We start from the raw sequence: 16,030 nt of genomic DNA, 5'->3' as shown, positions 1-16,030 counted from the left end.
GTATGTAAAAATAAAAGACCGTTTAAAAATTCCAATGCATATATTATGACTTCCTTTAAAGTTAATGATTCTTTGTCACATTTTGTTTTGAGCGAACCATTTTTACAATACGGTAATGTCATGTAAATATATTCATCGTCCATTCCAGCATATTTAACAGGCAAAATGTTAGGACTCTTACATTCATTCATTATTTGTGTCTCTAAAAAGTATTCATTTATTTCTGATTCACTAAATGAACTTTTCATAACACCTTTTAGTACTATTAATTCGTTTAATTGAGTATCGTTTGCTAGCCAAACTCTAGAGTTCCTGCCTTCTTCATCTCCTATTTCTTTAATAGTCTCCAAATTAACAAGCATGTTTACAGATTTGTTTACTATCATTTCATTCATTTAAAAGCCTCCATAGTACAAAAAAGTACAACTAAAGCTTCTCTATCCTCTTTAGTTAAGGTCGACCAATCTTCGAATAATTCTTGAAGTCTATCAGGTGTATTTTTATTGTCAATCCATTCTTTTAATTCTTGATTTTTTAAATTTAAAATAGAACTCATACCTGCTAGACGCAAAGTTCTATAATGTTCTATAGTGCTATTAGAAAAAAATTCTTGAATAACAGCTTCGATGTATACTCTATCTAGACTTTGTGTTTTACTATTCGTCTCAGCTAAGCGAATTCCTGCAAATACAATTTGTTGCTGGGTAATAATTGATTCAAAAACATTTCTTATATAAGAGAGTTTTTTAGGAGTTTCAAGTATCTGTGGAACAATTACGCTATCTAAAGAATAAACAAATCGATCTTCAAGTTTTTCTCCTATAGCATAAAATATTTTACTTGGAGAAACACGGATAGAAATATACTTCATTTTTTATCCCTCTATTCAATCTATTAATTTATATAGGCATTTATCATTAGTTCATCATCATATATAATGCATAATAAATTTTTGTACCTACTCGTTTCTTCGTAAACTTTCCATCTTATAGGTTCTCTTGGAATAGTTTCTGGTCCATATTCATTTGATAAAACAACTAAAGCATTCTCAAGTTCTACTATCGTTCCAAAAACTGCACTAGCCCCGTCAATTATTTTTCCTTTCCAATTTTGAAATCTACTTTCTTTATAAGACTTTACTAACTTTTGATTCCGATCTACCTTTATTGATATTTCTTGGAGAATATTATCCTCTAAGACTCTATATATTTTATTTCTATATGTCCAACTGACACTAGCTACACTATCATTAGAATTACGAAATTTATGGTAAATGTTTTCTTTATTTTTTTTATTGATATTAAAAAGAAAGTCTTGTTCTTTGAACGATGTATTATAAATGTAGTCTCCTACCCACTCGGCTTTGTTAGAATGAAAATCACTTATTTTAATTACTCTATCACTCAAATTATCATATATACCTTTATACTTTTCCTCCAATTGAAATCCAAATATGCCCTCATCACCAGCGGAAAGAGATACTTTTCCGTATTTACCTATATCAGTAAAATAGAATGAGGATTCATGAATTTTTTTTATAGAATTAATATTTTTTAAATCAGAAAGATATAGTCCTTCATCCGTATTGAAAATAATTTTATTTGCATAGGAATTTATACTAATTGCTAGTTCTCCAGTTTTAATATCACTTTTTTTAATTAAAAAACGACTCATTTGTTCTTTATTCAAAACAATATTCTGTACGTTTTTTTTGTTGGTAAAATTCAATTTTTCTAATTTTGATGTATTGATATATTTATGCATTCCGATATCAAAATTAGAATCATTAGAATATTCATAATGTATTACTTGATATAAAATTTTATTCCAATTGTATATTTCTAAAGTCCCATCATATCCCCACAAGTATAACAAGTCATACTTGAGTAAATAATCCCAATATTCTCCCTTTATCCTTAAAGATATAATTTTTTTCATAGGTAACAAATTTTCCCTCTTAAAATTTTACTCATTTGAGGTTTTGTTATATCTCTATTTTCAACCCATTTTGTCAATATAGATGCTTTTGGTCTATCATTTAGTGAATTGCGATAATCTACTGGAAAACCATGCCACTTTGAATTTTTCGAACTATCAACAAATTTAGCTATTTTAACTTGTTCAGATTTAGGTGGTTGACTTTTACCTAAATATTCATTAGAGGACCTTACTTTATGTAAAGACCAACCGCTATATGTATCGCAAATCCAGTTATTATCATACATTAACTGAAAGCAATTTAATTCATCTACTTCACTTATTGTCCATAAAGATTTGTCTGAGTTCTGTAATGATCTATGTTGATTAGTATATATATATATACAATTCTTGTATTTTACTTCTTTGTGAATATTGTGCACTTTCATTCCCCTTTACTTTAATTCCATTTTTTACAAAATATAAAAATAGTTTATTTATTTGTTTCAATTCCAATATTATCATAAATTAACTTTTGATGCTTTTTCTTCATTGAATCAAACTCAAGAAAAGTGTCACGCCTAACCGGCGCGACACTTTTCTTGAAATTCACTGATTTCGTCATATGGAGACAGTGGGAGTCAAATTACATACTTTTTAGTACTTTGCATATAGACAATTTCAATAATACTATTTATTTTGACTACACATTTGACTACATTTAGATGAACCCTATTGAACTTAAATGAATACCTAAATAAAAAAACCCCTTATTATCAAGGGGTTTAGTGCTCAATGAAATCAATTGATTTCAGGGTATGGAGACGGTGGGAGTCGAACCCACGTCCGAAGGCATCGTATACTTAAGCTTCTACGTGTGTAGTCAATTTATTGGGATCTCGTCGTCAGGCTGCCAATTGACAGGCGTCCGTCCGACCAGTCTGATTCCATCTCTTCTCTTTCCCTCCAGACGGAAGGGTCCAAGCGTAGCCTGTTTAAAGTGAGACCCTAGAAATCAGCCGACCAGGCGACAGCTGCTAGGATCCGCAGTTGCTATTACGCTGCTGCGAGTTGTGTGTTAGTTTTGCCAGTTATGGCTGGTGCGTTTTAACGAGGCCGACCCCTCGACACGCCACAGAAGACCGAACTACCCCCGTCGAATCCGTAACGTCCCCAAGATATAAAATTGGGGCTTTCCGAATACTAATATTCTAGCAGAAAAGTGTTACGGGTTCAATACTTTTGCTTATCGCGTAGTGCCCGCTCGATATCACGCTTCGCATCCTTCTTCTTCAGGTCGTCACGTTTATCGAATTTCTTCTTCCCGCGTCCAAGTCCGATCAAGCATTTCGCGTAGCCGTTCTTGATGTAAACTTTGAGCGGTACAATCGTGTAGCCGTCCCGTGAGACCGCCCCGATCAAGTTCGCGATCTGTTTCTTGTGCAGCAACAGTTTTCGTGGACGGAGCTGTTCATGGTTATACCGGTTCCCCTGTTCGAAGTGGGCGATGTTCGAGTTCCAGAGAATCGCTTCTCCCCCGTCGAACCGGACGAACGCGTCCCCGATACTGATTTTTCCTTTACGGACCGACTTAATTTCCGTTCCCGTCAAGACGAGACCGGCTTCAATCGTATCCTCGATCGCATAATCGAACGAGGCCCGTTTGTTGTTCGCTAAGACTTTCGAATCTGTTCCCTTTGGCATGTTCGTTCACCACATTTCCGATGCGGAAGCGCTTATTTGCGCTTCCGTTTCTTATTCGAGACCGCCTTATGGAATGGCGGTTTATCCTTCTTATTCTTTAACGAGAATCCTTTTCCCTTGCTTTGGTCGCTCTTACCTGACCGTTTTTTGCCACGACGATCGTCCTTCTTCTTGTCATCGCGTTTTTGTCCCGGACGTCCACCGCTTGAGCGGATCGTCTTCGACTCGAACCGTTTCTTCGGTTGTCGCTCTGGCATCCCAACGACGCTGAAGTCAATCGTCCGTTCATCGATGTTGACGTTCGTGACCTTGATCTCGACGACATCGCCAATCCGGAACTGTTGCTTCGTCCGCTCACCGATTAGCTGATAGTTCGCTTCATCGTAACGGTAGAAGTCATCCGTCATCGCTTGAATGTGGACGAGTCCTTCGATCGTGTTCGGCAATTCGACGAACATCCCGAAGTTCGTCACACCACTGACGACACCTTCGAACGTCTCGCCAATGTGTTGCTCCATATACTCGGCTTTCTTCAACGCGTTCGTTTCCCGCTCCGCATCAACGGCGCGACGCTCGCGTTTTGACGAGTGATCAGCGATCTCAGGTAAGATTTCCGAGTAACGGTCTTGCGTCTTCTGTGACTTATCGTTGTAGATGACATATTCACGCAACAGACGGTGAACCATTAAGTCTGGGTAACGACGAATCGGTGACGTGAAGTGCGTGTAGTAGTCCGTCGACAGACCGAAGTGGCCAATCGGTTCGATGTCGTATTTCGCTTGTTGGAGCGAACGGAGCATGACCGTACTGACGACTGCTTCTTCCGGCTCGCCTTCGACGGCGTTGAGGATCGATTGCAACGTTTTCGGTGCAACTGACTCACCCTTGCGTTCGACGTTGATCCCGAAGTTACCGATGAACTTGAAGAACGTATCGAGACGTTCTGCTTTTGGCTCATCGTGGATCCGGTACATGAACGGTAGTTTTTGACGCTGAATGTGCTCCGCGACCGTTTCGTTCGCTGCAAGCATGAACTCTTCGATCAGCTTCTCAGCAACTGACCGTTCCCGAAGGATGATCTCACTCGTCTTACCTTCTTCGTTGACGAGAACCTTCGCTTCTGGGAAGTCGAAGTTGATCGCCCCACGACGTGAGCGGCGTTCGCGCAGGATTGCTGCGAGTTCTGCCATCTTGTCGAAGTACTCGACGAGATCTTGGTACTTCGCGATCACTTCTTCGTCTTCACGTTCGATGATTTTCCGGACATCCGTATACGTCATCCGTTCCGTCGTCTTGATGACACTCTGGAAGATCTCATGGTTGACGACAACACCGTTCGCATCGATTTCCATGATACAGCTGAGCGTCAGACGATCGACGTGCGGGTTGAGCGAGCAGATCCCGTTCGATAGACGGTGCGGAATCATCGGGATGACGCGGTCGACGAGATAAACACTCGTTCCGCGCTCACGCGCTTCTTCGTCGAGTGCTGAATCTTCTTTGACGTAATGCGAGACGTCGGCGATGTGGACACCAAGCTCGAAGTTACCGTTCGCTAACTTTTTGACGTGAACCGCATCATCGAGGTCTTTTGCGTCTGCCCCGTCAATCGTCACCGTCAATTCGTTCCGTAGATCAACGCGTCCGACTAAGTCTTTCTCATCGATCTGATCCGGTACAGCATTCGCCTCAGCAATCGCTTCCGGTGAGAAGTCGACATTGATGCCGTGCTTATGGACGATCGACAAGATGTCGACGCCTGGGTCATTCTTGTGACCGATGATTTTCAAGACTTTTGCCGTTCCGGCGTAGCGACCGTCAGGATACTTCGTGATCCGGGCGAGGACTTTATGACCATCGACGGCACCAAGTGTATCGTCGTTCGCGACGACCGGTAAGAACGTCAGCTTCGTATCATCCGGTTCGATGTAAGCGATCGATTCAATTCGTCCTTTTGGACTGACGAACGTTCCCACGAAATCAGCTGGTCCGCGTGAGAGAATCTTGAGCAGCTTCCCTTCACGACGGTCGCCACCGTTTGACTCGGCAAACACTTTGACGAGGACACGGTCGCCGTTATAGACGTTCTTCAGTTCCGGTGCCGGCAAGAAGATGTCGCCTTCTGAGCCGTCTTCCGGTGAGACGAAACCGAACCCGCGCTGGTGGACGGAAATCTTCCCTGCGACTTGACCGATCTGCGCAAGCGTTCCGTACTTGTTCGAGCGTGTCCGGGCGATCAATGCTTCGTCTTCCATCGCGTTCAGCGTCCGGATCAATTCCTTGAATGCTTCCGTATCCGCTAGTTCTAGTTTTTTCGTTAATTGATCAATCGACAACGGACGTTCTTCCGTCGTGATGACCGTTAGTATTTGTTCACGTAATTCCAACGTGACACCTCCAGTTACTTGCTCCAGTTCAATGACTCCAGGAAGTCCAAGATGTCAGAGTGGAGCTGGTCTTTTTCTTTGTCGAGCGTAATGACGTGACCTGAGTTCTCATACCAGATCAGCTCTTTTTGGAAGGCACTGACTCCATCATGGATGATGTTTGCAGAGTCGGTGTTGATCATGTGATCATTGCGCGCTTGGACGACGAGCGTCGGTGCGTAGACGTCCTCAAGCGAATCGCGTGTCTCGCGCAACAGTTCCTGTAAGTCCTTCAAGGTCGGCATCGGTTCGAAGGACGCCATCTCGTGGTCAATCTCTTCTTGTGATTTGCCTTCTCGCTTCTTGAATTCTCGTGCGTACTCGGTGACTCCTGCATACATGACTTCTTCACTTTTGATGTAGGCGGGTGCACACATCGGGATGACCGCTTTGACCGGACGATTCATCGATAACTTCAGCGACATGACACCACCGAGCGACAGTCCACAAACGGCGATTTCGTCATAGCCTTTATCGACGAGTTCCTGATATCCGGCAAGGACATCCTGCCACCAGTCGGCTGGCCCGGTCTTCGTCAGCTCTTCGGGTGGGGCAGCGTGCCCTTTATATTGTGGTGCAAGGGACGTATAGCCTTGTTTTTGCAAGTAGCGACCGAGGATGCGGACATCCGCGCTCGATCCAGTGAATCCATGTAATAGTAAAACGGCACGTGGGCCGGCTTCGAAAAAGAATGGTTTCGGTAAAGTGATTTTCATAAAATGATTCCCCCTCTAACTCTATACCCCATATCCGGAAAAAATGAATATCGAGAAATACAAAAAACGACAGCGCGATCATACGGCTGTCGTTTCAATGCTCACTTATAAAAAGCGACGAGTAACGCCAAGATGAAGAGTAATGCTCCTAAGATAGACGCCACACGATTTAGGACCGCATCCAAGCCACGAGCTTTTTGGCGACCAAATAATTGTTCTGCTCCACCCGTCAATGCTCCGAGTCCGGTCGTACGACCTGACATCAATAGAACGACGATGATGAGAAGAACGGAAACGACGATGAGGCCGACAAGAGCCACGTTATGAATGATCATCGATGATCCTCCTTCAGTAATATACGCTTCTTTCATTATAGAGAAAAACAAGTACGGGAACAAGGAATAGATTTAGGAACTTTTTCCTGCCTGTTCCACCTGACGAAAAGAGACACCTGAATCGTCGACTCAGGTGTCCTGTCTTCTTATTGTTTGATCAATTCGAGATCGACTGGGATGTTCTTCTCGACTGTTTCACCTTTGAGGTGCTTGATTGCTGTCTCGACACCCATCTTCCCGATCTCAGTCGGTTTTTGAGCGATCGTTCCTGCCATTTTTCCGTCTTTGACGGCTTTGACGGCATCATCCGTCGCATCGAAGCCGATGACTTTCACATCGTTGAGACCCGCTGCTTTTAACGCTTCGACCGCACCGAGTGCCATCTCATCATTGTGAGCGAAGACGGCTTTGATGTCTTTGTTATTTTGGAGGATGTTTTCCATGACCGACAAGCCTTTTGCCCGGTCAAAGTTTGCTGCTTGTTTTGCGACGACGTCAAGTTTACCGTCGACTGCTTCATGGAACCCTTTACCACGGTCACGAGTTGCGGATGCTCCTGGAATCCCTTCGAGCTCTACGATTTTTGCTTTATCGCCAACGAGTTCGATCATGTACTCACCTGCTTGTTTCCCACCCGCGACGTTATCTGACGCGATGTGTGCGACGACGTCGCCTGCTTCTGCATTCCGGTCAACTGTGATGACGGGGATGTTCGCATCGTTCGCTGTTTGGACGGCTGCACCAACTGCTGCTGAATCTGTTGGGTTGATCAAGATGAGATCGACTTTCTTTTGAACCATGTCTTCGATATCGCTTGCTTGTTTTGCCGCATCATCTTGTGCATCTGCGACTTGAAGTGTTGCGCCTTGTGCTTTGGTTTCTTGTTCTGCTCCTTCTTTTAACGAGACAAAGAATGGGTTGTTGAGGGTTGAAATCGAAAGACCAATCTTAAAGTCCTTCGTCTTTTTCTTCGTTTCGTTGCTGCTGCCCGGCTGGTCCATCGAGCTGTGGCGAACCGAGAGCGACTTCAAGTATCCTTCCGCGAAATCGCGTTCTGCCTGATCCTTGATGACACCGGATCTCGATAACGATCGAATCGTCGGTAGCGAGATGTTCTCACGCAGTGAAAAGTCGAGGAACAATCCTTCGCCTTTACGATCTTCGGTCAAAAAGCCGATTCCTTGGCGAATCGCATCGTATGGTGTCTTAATTTTCAGCGACTGTCCGTTCAGTTCGATCGTCCCTTCTTTCAGGCGATCGACACCGAACAATCCTCGCATGACTTCCGTCCGCCCGGCGCCCATCAAACCCGAGAAGCCGATGATTTCGCCTGCCTTGACGGAGAATGAGACATCGTTGAAGCGTTTCCCGCTCGCCTGTTTGACTTCGAGAACGGTCGCGCCGATCGACACATCACGGTCCGGATACCTTTCGCCCATCTCACGACCGACCATCTCTCGGACGATCTGTTCGAACGATGTCTCGGGAATCGCGTGCGTCGAGACGGAGATCCCGTCCCGTAAGACCGTGATTCGGTCACAAAGCTCGAAGATTTCCTCCATCCGGTGTGAGATATAGACGATTGAGACACCTTGGTTGCGCAGTGCCGTCGCGACGCTGAACAAGGCCCGAATTTCCCGCTCCGTCAGTGCGGCTGTCGGTTCATCCATGATGATGACCTTCGCGTCCGTCATCAAAGCTTTTGCGATCTCAATCATCTGTTGCTGACCGACCGACAACGTCCGAGCGAGTTGATCGACATCCATGAAGACATTCAATTCGGCGAGTTCACGTTCTGCCTGGCGTTTCATCTCTCCTTGCTTGAGAATCCCGAAGCGTGACTTTAACTCCCGTCCGAGGAACAAGTTTTCCGTCACCGTTAAATCCGGGAGGATGTTCAGTTCCTGGTGGATGAAGGCAATTCCCGCTTCTTCGGCAAGCTTCGGATTCTTATATTCGACGTCCTGTCCATCGACGCGGATCGTCCCTGCGTCCGCTTTATGAACACCGGTCAAAATCTTCATCAGTGTCGATTTCCCGGCACCGTTCTCTCCCATCAAGGCGTGGATCTCACCCGCAGCGAGTTCGAAGTCGACACCTTTCAGGACGGGAACGGGACCGAATGCTTTTTTGATACCTGTCATCTCGATACGCATCGCATGACCCCCTTAAAAGATTACGCCGGAATGGAAGATGACATTTGCGTACGGTGTCGCTTCTCCGGTCCGGATGATGACCTTCGCCTGCTGTGTCTGTTTCTTGAACTCCTCATGCGAAACGAACGTCGTCTCGATCTGCATGGCTTCGAGTTGCTCGAGGACATCCGGATTCGCTTCTTTGATCTCTGTCGCCAGTGTCAGCTGTTCAATCGCCATGTCACCGGCGACGACACGGACGACGTCGAGGAATGACGGTGTGCCGAGTTCCAGTGCTAAATCGATTCGGGCGACTCCGTTTGGAATCGGTAAGCCGCAATCGGCGATGACGATCGTATCGGTATGACCGAGATCTGTCAGGACCTTGCTGATATGACTGTTTAAGATACCGTGTTTCTTCATGCGTCTCCCTCCATCTGTTCCCGTGTTGGCATGCCGCCTTGAGCGCCAAGCGCGCGAATCGATAAGCCGGCTGCCCGGTTCGCGAAACGAATTGCCTCGACGAGCGTTTGTCCTTCCGTTAACGCAACGGCTAAGGCACCGTTGAACGTATCCCCTGCTCCTGTCGTATCAACGACGGTCGTCTCGATCGCTGGAATCGTCACGATCGACTCACCGTCGTAGAAGCGTGCCCCGCGACTGCCTTCGGTCACGATCAATTTATTCGGATATTCCATCAGCCAATGTTCGATCGGCTGGTCTTGTCCGAAGATCAAGCCACATTCATGTTCGTTTGGTGTTAAGTACGTCACGTGTTCAATCAATTCCGGACTGAGTGACATCGCGGGTGCCGGATTCAAGACGACTGGTATGCCTGCTGCATATGCTTCGCGAGCCACGGTCTCGACCGTTTCGATTGGAATTTCGAGCTGAAGTAAGATGATTTCACTGTCTGCGAGAATCGGTGCGAGTGCATCATCCGCAAATTGCACATGTTGATTGGCAGACTGAACGACGACGATCGAGTTGTCGCCTTCAGCGAGCGTGATGTGTGCCGTCCCGGTCCGTTCGCTTTCAATCGTTTGCAAGTGCGTCGTCTGCACTCCTTGCGTTTTAAAGTTTTCGCGGATCGCTTCACCGTTCGCGTCACTGCCGACGCAACCGATCATTTCGACGGTACTGCCGAGACGCGCGACTGCGACCGCTTGGTTCGCACCCTTTCCACCCGGTACGGTATGAAAGGCATCCCCGATGACCGTTTCGCCTGCGCCTGGGCGGCGTTTACTTTCGACGACGAGATCCATCGAGATACTGCCGATGACACTGATTTGTTTCATGCTTCCTCATCCTTCCGTTTCGTCGTTTCCCGTTCGATGATCTCAACTGTCAACTCATGATGAACGGCGGCAATCGGTGTGCCTTCAATCCGCTGAATCAAAAGTTTCGCCGCCAGTTCTCCCATTTGATAGATCGGCTGCGCAATCGTCGTCAACGGTGGTGAAATCATTTGTCCGAGTTCGATGCCGTCATAGCCGATCACTTGTAGCTCGTCCGGAATCGTAATTCCGCGTTCCGCAGCGACTTGCACCGTTGCTGCAGCGATGACATCACTCGCAGCAAAAATGCCGTTGCAATGATAGTGATCAAAGAGATAGTTCGCGGCATCGAGCGCTCCTTGAAAGTGGAACGGTGACTCGATGCTTGCGACGAGATGGGTTCCGGCGACTTCCTCAAAGCCGTCCCGGCGTTTCTTGATCGTCGGGAGTTTCGAGGGGCCGCTGATGACTGCCAGTTCCGTCGCACCAGAAGCAAGTAAGAACGAAGCTGCCTTTTTCCCGCCTTCGTATCCGTTTGACGTCACCGTCGGAATCGCTCCTTGTAACACACGGTCTAACGCTACGACCGGCACTTCGAGTTCTTCATAGTTCGGATTGTTTGAGTAGTTCGTTGTGATGATCAATCCGTCGACATGCATCGCCTCGAGTGACTTGATATATTCGCGTTCTTTCTGAAACTGTTCGTCTGTGTTACACAAAATGACCTGAAAACCATGTTGATGTGCCATATCTTCCACAGCTCGTGCGAGTTGTGGGAAGAACGGGTTCGTGATGTCTGGAACGATCAATCCGATCAGTCCGGACCGTTTTTGGAACAACGATCGCGCGACTCGGTTCGGTCGATAGTCCAATTGTTTGATTGCCTGAAGCACCGCCTTACGCGATTTCTCACTGACATAACCCTTTTCGTTCATGACGCGTGAGACCGTCGCGACGGAGACATGGGCCGCTTTCGCTACTTCCCGGATGGTCGACATGTTTCGCCACCTCTTTCTTTTGATAACGCTTACAAGAATCATCATATTGTGTAACCGGTTACACATCAATCTTTTTTATCTAAAATATATTTTATTTTTTTTCGAGCTCTTGAATTGAAACATAAAAAAGAAGCCTGACACGGCGTCAGACTTACGGTAATTCCGTATAATCATGCATTTGAACGTTCTGAATCATCCTTAAATAAAGACGATCAGCGAGAGACCAATCAGAATATTAATGAATCCTAATCCATCCGTCGCTTTCGTGTACAACGACGGTTTATCTTTTTTTGCGCTATCGTTTAGATACATCAATGTCACGGCAATAACAGTCGTGATGCCCAGAGGTGCATTCAAAAAACTATCGGAATACGTAAATAAGTTGTTCGTAATGTAGAGACTATTTAAGACAGATAAACCAAACAACATTTTATGCATGAAACTCACTCCTATAATCAACGGGATCTTACGAAATTAACTAAGATCTAATTTCGCTCTCCCTCTATTATAGAATATTCTTCCAGTTACTCTTCCTTACACTATTGAAAGAAAGTATTTGGATGCATACGCAAATACACCGCAAGACAGCGTCACGCCATCTTACGGTGTATTTCTTATCCTCTCAGTAGCAGGTTAGATTGTTGATTTTCGGAAAAGACGGAGACTCCTGCGGGAAGAGCGGAATAGGCAAGACCCCGCAGGAGCACACGCGACGAGGAGGCTTACCTTCCGCCCGCGGAAAGCGACGTCTTGGGCGGAAAATCAACGAACAATCGGAGTCTAGCTGCCAAGATCTTCATCTCTTTACTTTCCCGGCTCTTTTTCGCTTCACGAACAAACGTCGAATCAAAGCAACAACGAACGCAACGATTGCCAGCGGCTCAAACAAATAAATCAATAGGAACGTGACATCGATGACGGCATCCTCCGGATTATAACGGATGATATAGAGCGCACCAGGTAAGATGGCAATCAGTCCGCCAATTCCGAGTGCCGTTCCCAAAATCAGACTCTGACGTGAAAACCGGCTCGTGATTTGATACAAACCGATGAATAGTATGAGTTCCGTAAAATAGATGAGGCGCAACGGGATGTCACCAATCGACGTATCAAGCCCTAAAAACCAAAACCGAAATAGCATGTCGATTCCCCCTTCCCTCTAGTTCTACCCCGAACAGCGTCCTCGTAATGCTTCATTTCCAGTTTCCCTGCATATCCTCGCTTCAATTAGGGAATAGCTAGAGAGTTACAGTCACATACAGAGAGTTGGGATCGGATGAAAGAAGAACACTCGATGAGGGTCGTCAGTTGTCTGAATGATTATTTCGAACGTCATCAGCAACCCCTTCAGGTCGATCTCTTACGAGGTCTACCACCTATCGTGCTATTGTTGCGCGATGACGCGAAACGTGCCTTTCCGAAGGAAGCGAACTTGCACGATGAACTGTTACAAGACATCAAACGTTTGATTCAGGAATGTTTGGATCCCGATACACTGCGCGAATTGGGAATCGATGTCGATCTCCCGGACTTTTTCGTGACCCGTGCACCGCTTCATTCTGCCCATCATTATCTCGTTACATTCATCGAAGACTGACTTCATGTTAAAAGCAGCTATTTCTTCTTTCACAAAACATGTGAAGCAAGAGATAACTGCTTTTTTTAGGGATAATAAAAAACCGATAGCGCCAAAGCACTACCGGTTTTGCTTCCCTTCACGTATGGTAAAGACGACTTAATTCTCAACCTCAAGAATCGCTTCGATTTCAGCTTCTACTTCTTTGTTGACCATTTGCGAACGTTTTTTACGTAATTCGAGATCCATCTCCTGATCGATGAACTGGTTCGTATGCTTGTCGAAGCAATCAAAGCAGATCGGATAAAAATCTTTGGCTTCTTTATTCAGAGAATTGAATTCCCACGTGTCGAGTTCCAAGTAACTGACTTGGTTGTTCGTTTCAGTTCCACAGATTTCACACTTCATCTTCATTCCCCCTTACGCGTCAATCTTCGCTTTTTCGAGTTGGCGTTCTTGACGTTCCTTGATACGCTTCAAACGTCCGTGATACTTCATGATGTTCGCTTGAGATTGTTTCGCTTCGTCAGTTGTCGGTTCTAAATCGGCGATGCCCCAGAATTTGACGACGACGTCTAATACTTGGTCGAAGTATTGGAGTGGTCCATAGTTCGTATCAACAGCAATCGTCTTCATCCGTTCCGTGAAGTCCGGCATGACAGCACCTGGCATCGAGAAGTTGATGATGACGTCTTCGAAGAAAACGATGAAGTTCGGGTCAAGCTCTAGGTGTGCTTTGACCGTGTCACGATAGAACGCATAATGGAGTGCTTCGTCCTTCGCTAGACGACGGAGTAGCGTTGCTAAGTCTTTGTCGTGTGCCCCTGCGATTTTCGCAACGTTGTTATAGAAGACGAGTGTCGCTAACTCTTGCAGTGACGTATACGCCATTGTTGCTAGCGGGTTCGTGAAGTCCGGGAACCAGCCGTTTTCAACGACGCGTCTTCTTAATTGATGAAGTCGCGTTGGATTGACGTTTCGCGTGACGAGTAAATACGTCTCGAGTAAGTTCGAATGCTGATCTTCTTCTGCTGTCCATGTCCGGACGAAGTCATTGATGACTTCCATCGAGTTCTTGAATGTATAGTCTAAGTGCGACGTGTACCACGGTAGGTTGACTTCTGTCAGTAATGCCGTCTCGATTGCGACGATGACACCTTCCGGAAGCGTGACTTGGCTTTCGTCCCAAGGAACGCGTTTGAACGACATCGCCTTATCCCACGGAATGAACTCGTGGTAGCTCCAGTCGATGTTGGCTGAACGCTCCTTGTGTAGTCGATATAACTCTTGAATGCGTGGTTCTAAACGGATATCTAAATCTGAATTTAACATGATCGTATCTCCTTTAGACGTATTTGTCATCTTCATCGAGCAAGATGTAATTAATGCCTATAACTATTTAATTTACACTTATTTATGAGTATAACATTTTAGTCATCTACTAGGATGAATCAATTTTTTGACAGTTCAGTATAGTTTTGATGACAAAAGCGACTTTTTGGTTTGACATTGCTTGATATACAAAAAACCTCCTATCCGTGTGTACGTATCACACGAATAGGAGGTTTTCCTTATAGCTTATTCAAACGATCAACCTGAAATTACTTCTTGAGGTTGTAGAATGATTTGATTCCGTCGTAGACAGCAACGTCTGAAAGCATGTCTTCGATGCGGAGAAGTTGGTTGTATTTCGCGATACGGTCTGTACGTGAAAGTGAACCCGTTTTGATTTGACCAGCGTTTGTCGCAACAGCGATGTCAGCGATCGTTGAATCTTCAGTTTCACCAGAACGGTGAGAAACGACAGCTGTGTAACCAGCTTTTTTAGCCATTTCGATTGCGTCGAATGTTTCAGTCAACGTACCGATTTGGTTAACTTTGATGAGGATCGAGTTAGCGATGCCTTTTTCGATACCTTCAGCAAGTTTCTCAGTGTTCGTTACGAACAAGTCATCCCCAACGAGTTGGACTTTGTGTCCGATACGATCTGTAAGGAGTTTGTGACCATCCCAGTCGTTTTCGTCACAGCCATCTTCGATTGAGATGATTGGGTATTTGTCAACGAGTTGTGCGTAGAATTCAACAAGCTCTTCTGTTGAGAGGACTTTGCCTTCGCCAGCGAGGTTGTATTTTCCAGCTGCTTTATCGTAGAACTCAGAAGAAGCGACGTCCATTGCAAGGTAAACATCTTCGCCTGCTTTGTAGCCAGCTTTTTCGATTGCTTCAAGGATAACTGTGATTGCTTCTTCGTTTGATTTCAAGTTTGGAGCGAATCCACCCTCGTCACCAACTGCTGTGTTAAGACCCATTCCGCTAAGAACTGATTTCAACGCGTGGAAGATTTCAGCACCCATACGAAGTGCTTCTTTGAATGTTGGAGCACCGACAGGCATGATCATGAACTCTTGGAAGTCCACGTTGTTGTCTGCGTGTGATCCACCGTTGATGATGTTCATCATTGGTGTTGGTAATGTTTTCGCGTTGAATCCACCGAGGTATGTGTAAAGTGGAAGACCAAGCTCATCAGCAGCAGCACGTGCAGCAGCCATAGAAACACCAAGGATTGCGTTAGCGCCGAAGTTACCTTTGTTTTTCGTACCGTCGAGATCGATCATCTTTTTGTCGATTCCAGCTTGGTCGAAGACATCGTAACCGATGATTTCTGGTGCGATTTTTTCGTTGACGTTGTCAACAGCTTTCAAAACACCTTTTCCGAGGTAACGTGCTTTGTCGCCATCACGGAGTTCGACTGCTTCGTGCTCACCAGTTGATGCACCTGATGGTACGAGTGCGCGACCGAAACCGCCATCTTCTGTATAAACTTCTACTTCTACTGTTGGGTTACCGCGTGAATCAAGAATCTCGCGTGCGTAAATCTCTGTAATCATTGACATTTAAATTCGCTCCTTTTGTGTGTAAGAAATATGTGCTGTAATTCTTTCGATC

17 protein-coding genes, 1 other RNA gene and 2 pseudogenes are annotated in these 16,030 nt (G+C 45.5%); 1 reads left to right on the top strand and 19 read right to left on the bottom strand.

The window, feature by feature from the left end; translation table 11 throughout:
* From Q9R23_RS11730 to Q9R23_RS11650, 16 genes and pseudogenes are all read right to left on the bottom strand, one after another.
* Positions 1–395 (bottom strand): protein kinase domain-containing protein (locus Q9R23_RS11730; RefSeq protein ID WP_311247094.1); only part of this gene is annotated, 395 nt, incomplete at its 3' end.
* On the bottom strand, positions 392–871 hold the full coding sequence (locus tag Q9R23_RS11725; RefSeq protein ID WP_311247093.1) for a hypothetical protein: 480 nt from the start codon (positions 869–871) through the stop codon (positions 392–394). The genes Q9R23_RS11730 and Q9R23_RS11725, both read right to left, overlap by 4 nt.
* Positions 872–894: 23 nt before the next feature.
* Positions 895–1,947, bottom strand: a complete 1,053-nt coding sequence (locus tag Q9R23_RS11720; protein ID WP_311247092.1) for a hypothetical protein — start codon at positions 1,945–1,947, stop codon at positions 895–897.
* Positions 1,935–2,360 carry a hypothetical protein gene (locus tag Q9R23_RS11715; protein ID WP_311247091.1) on the bottom strand — a complete coding sequence of 142 codons (426 nt, stop codon included), beginning with the start codon at positions 2,358–2,360 and terminating at the stop codon, positions 1,935–1,937. The genes Q9R23_RS11720 and Q9R23_RS11715 overlap by 13 nt, the downstream gene beginning before the upstream one ends.
* A gap of 373 nt (positions 2,361–2,733) precedes the next feature.
* Positions 2,734–3,092: a transfer-messenger RNA gene (gene ssrA, locus Q9R23_RS11710) on the bottom strand.
* A 58-nt stretch (positions 3,093–3,150) separates the two neighbouring features.
* Positions 3,151–3,621 carry an SsrA-binding protein SmpB gene (gene smpB / locus Q9R23_RS11705; RefSeq protein ID WP_023469198.1) on the bottom strand — a complete coding sequence of 157 codons (471 nt, stop codon included), beginning with the start codon at positions 3,619–3,621 and terminating at the stop codon, positions 3,151–3,153.
* 32 nt (positions 3,622–3,653) lie between these two features.
* A complete protein-coding gene (gene rnr / locus Q9R23_RS11700; protein ID WP_311247090.1) occupies positions 3,654–6,008 on the bottom strand; it encodes a ribonuclease R in 2,355 nt (784 codons plus the stop codon).
* Between the two features lie 14 nt (positions 6,009–6,022).
* The gene (locus Q9R23_RS11695; RefSeq protein WP_023469200.1) at positions 6,023–6,763 is read right to left on the bottom strand and encodes an alpha/beta hydrolase; all 741 of its coding nucleotides are present in this window, start codon (positions 6,761–6,763) and stop codon (positions 6,023–6,025) included.
* Between the two features lie 101 nt (positions 6,764–6,864).
* A complete protein-coding gene (gene secG, locus Q9R23_RS11690; RefSeq protein ID WP_023469201.1) occupies positions 6,865–7,098 on the bottom strand; it encodes a preprotein translocase subunit SecG in 234 nt (77 codons plus the stop codon).
* Between the two features lie 146 nt (positions 7,099–7,244).
* Positions 7,245–8,045: pseudogene (rbsB, locus tag Q9R23_RS15965) on the bottom strand (ribose ABC transporter substrate-binding protein RbsB); the annotation flags it as partial.
* Positions 8,046–8,093: 48 nt separating this feature from the next.
* A pseudogene (locus Q9R23_RS15960) lies at positions 8,094–9,254 on the bottom strand (sugar ABC transporter ATP-binding protein); the annotation flags it as partial.
* A gap of 12 nt (positions 9,255–9,266) precedes the next feature.
* Complete coding sequence (gene rbsD, locus Q9R23_RS11675) at positions 9,267–9,656, bottom strand: D-ribose pyranase (RefSeq protein WP_290757544.1); 390 nt, start codon at positions 9,654–9,656, stop codon at positions 9,267–9,269.
* Positions 9,653–10,531, bottom strand: a complete 879-nt coding sequence (rbsK, locus tag Q9R23_RS11670; protein WP_311247089.1) for a ribokinase — start codon at positions 10,529–10,531, stop codon at positions 9,653–9,655. Before rbsK ends, rbsD begins: the two co-directional genes overlap by 4 nt.
* The gene (locus tag Q9R23_RS11665; protein ID WP_050678689.1) at positions 10,528–11,508 is read right to left on the bottom strand and encodes a LacI family DNA-binding transcriptional regulator; all 981 of its coding nucleotides are present in this window, start codon (positions 11,506–11,508) and stop codon (positions 10,528–10,530) included. The genes rbsK and Q9R23_RS11665 overlap by 4 nt, the downstream gene beginning before the upstream one ends.
* Before the next feature lie 198 nt (positions 11,509–11,706).
* Complete coding sequence (locus tag Q9R23_RS11660; protein ID WP_214852552.1) at positions 11,707–11,946, bottom strand: hypothetical protein; 240 nt, start codon at positions 11,944–11,946, stop codon at positions 11,707–11,709.
* 358 nt (positions 11,947–12,304) lie between these two features.
* A complete protein-coding gene (locus Q9R23_RS11650) occupies positions 12,305–12,649 on the bottom strand; it encodes a hypothetical protein (protein ID WP_311247087.1) in 345 nt (114 codons plus the stop codon).
* A 135-nt stretch (positions 12,650–12,784) separates the two neighbouring features.
* Between Q9R23_RS11650 and Q9R23_RS11645 the strand changes: the two genes are divergently transcribed.
* Positions 12,785–13,105: a hypothetical protein gene (locus Q9R23_RS11645; protein WP_023469210.1), complete on the top strand. Its 321-nt coding sequence runs from the start codon at positions 12,785–12,787 to the stop codon at positions 13,103–13,105.
* A gap of 138 nt (positions 13,106–13,243) precedes the next feature.
* Here the strand turns inward: Q9R23_RS11645 and Q9R23_RS11640 are convergent, their stop codons facing one another.
* From Q9R23_RS11640 to eno, 3 genes are all read right to left on the bottom strand, one after another.
* Entirely contained in the window at positions 13,244–13,492 is a 249-nt protein-coding gene (locus Q9R23_RS11640; protein WP_230088506.1) for a hypothetical protein, read from the bottom strand.
* Between the two features lie 12 nt (positions 13,493–13,504).
* A complete protein-coding gene (locus Q9R23_RS11635; protein ID WP_035396308.1) occupies positions 13,505–14,416 on the bottom strand; it encodes an acyl-ACP desaturase in 912 nt (303 codons plus the stop codon).
* Positions 14,417–14,685: 269 nt separating this feature from the next.
* Entirely contained in the window at positions 14,686–15,978 is a 1,293-nt protein-coding gene (gene eno, locus Q9R23_RS11630; protein ID WP_087681330.1) for a phosphopyruvate hydratase, read from the bottom strand.
* Between the last annotated feature and the right edge of the window lie 52 nt (positions 15,979–16,030).

This window comes from Exiguobacterium sp. BRG2 (genome assembly GCF_031844245.1).
Lineage (GTDB): Bacteria > Bacillota > Bacilli > Exiguobacteriales > Exiguobacteriaceae > Exiguobacterium_A.
This window is presented reverse-complemented; position numbering and strand designations above follow the sequence as displayed.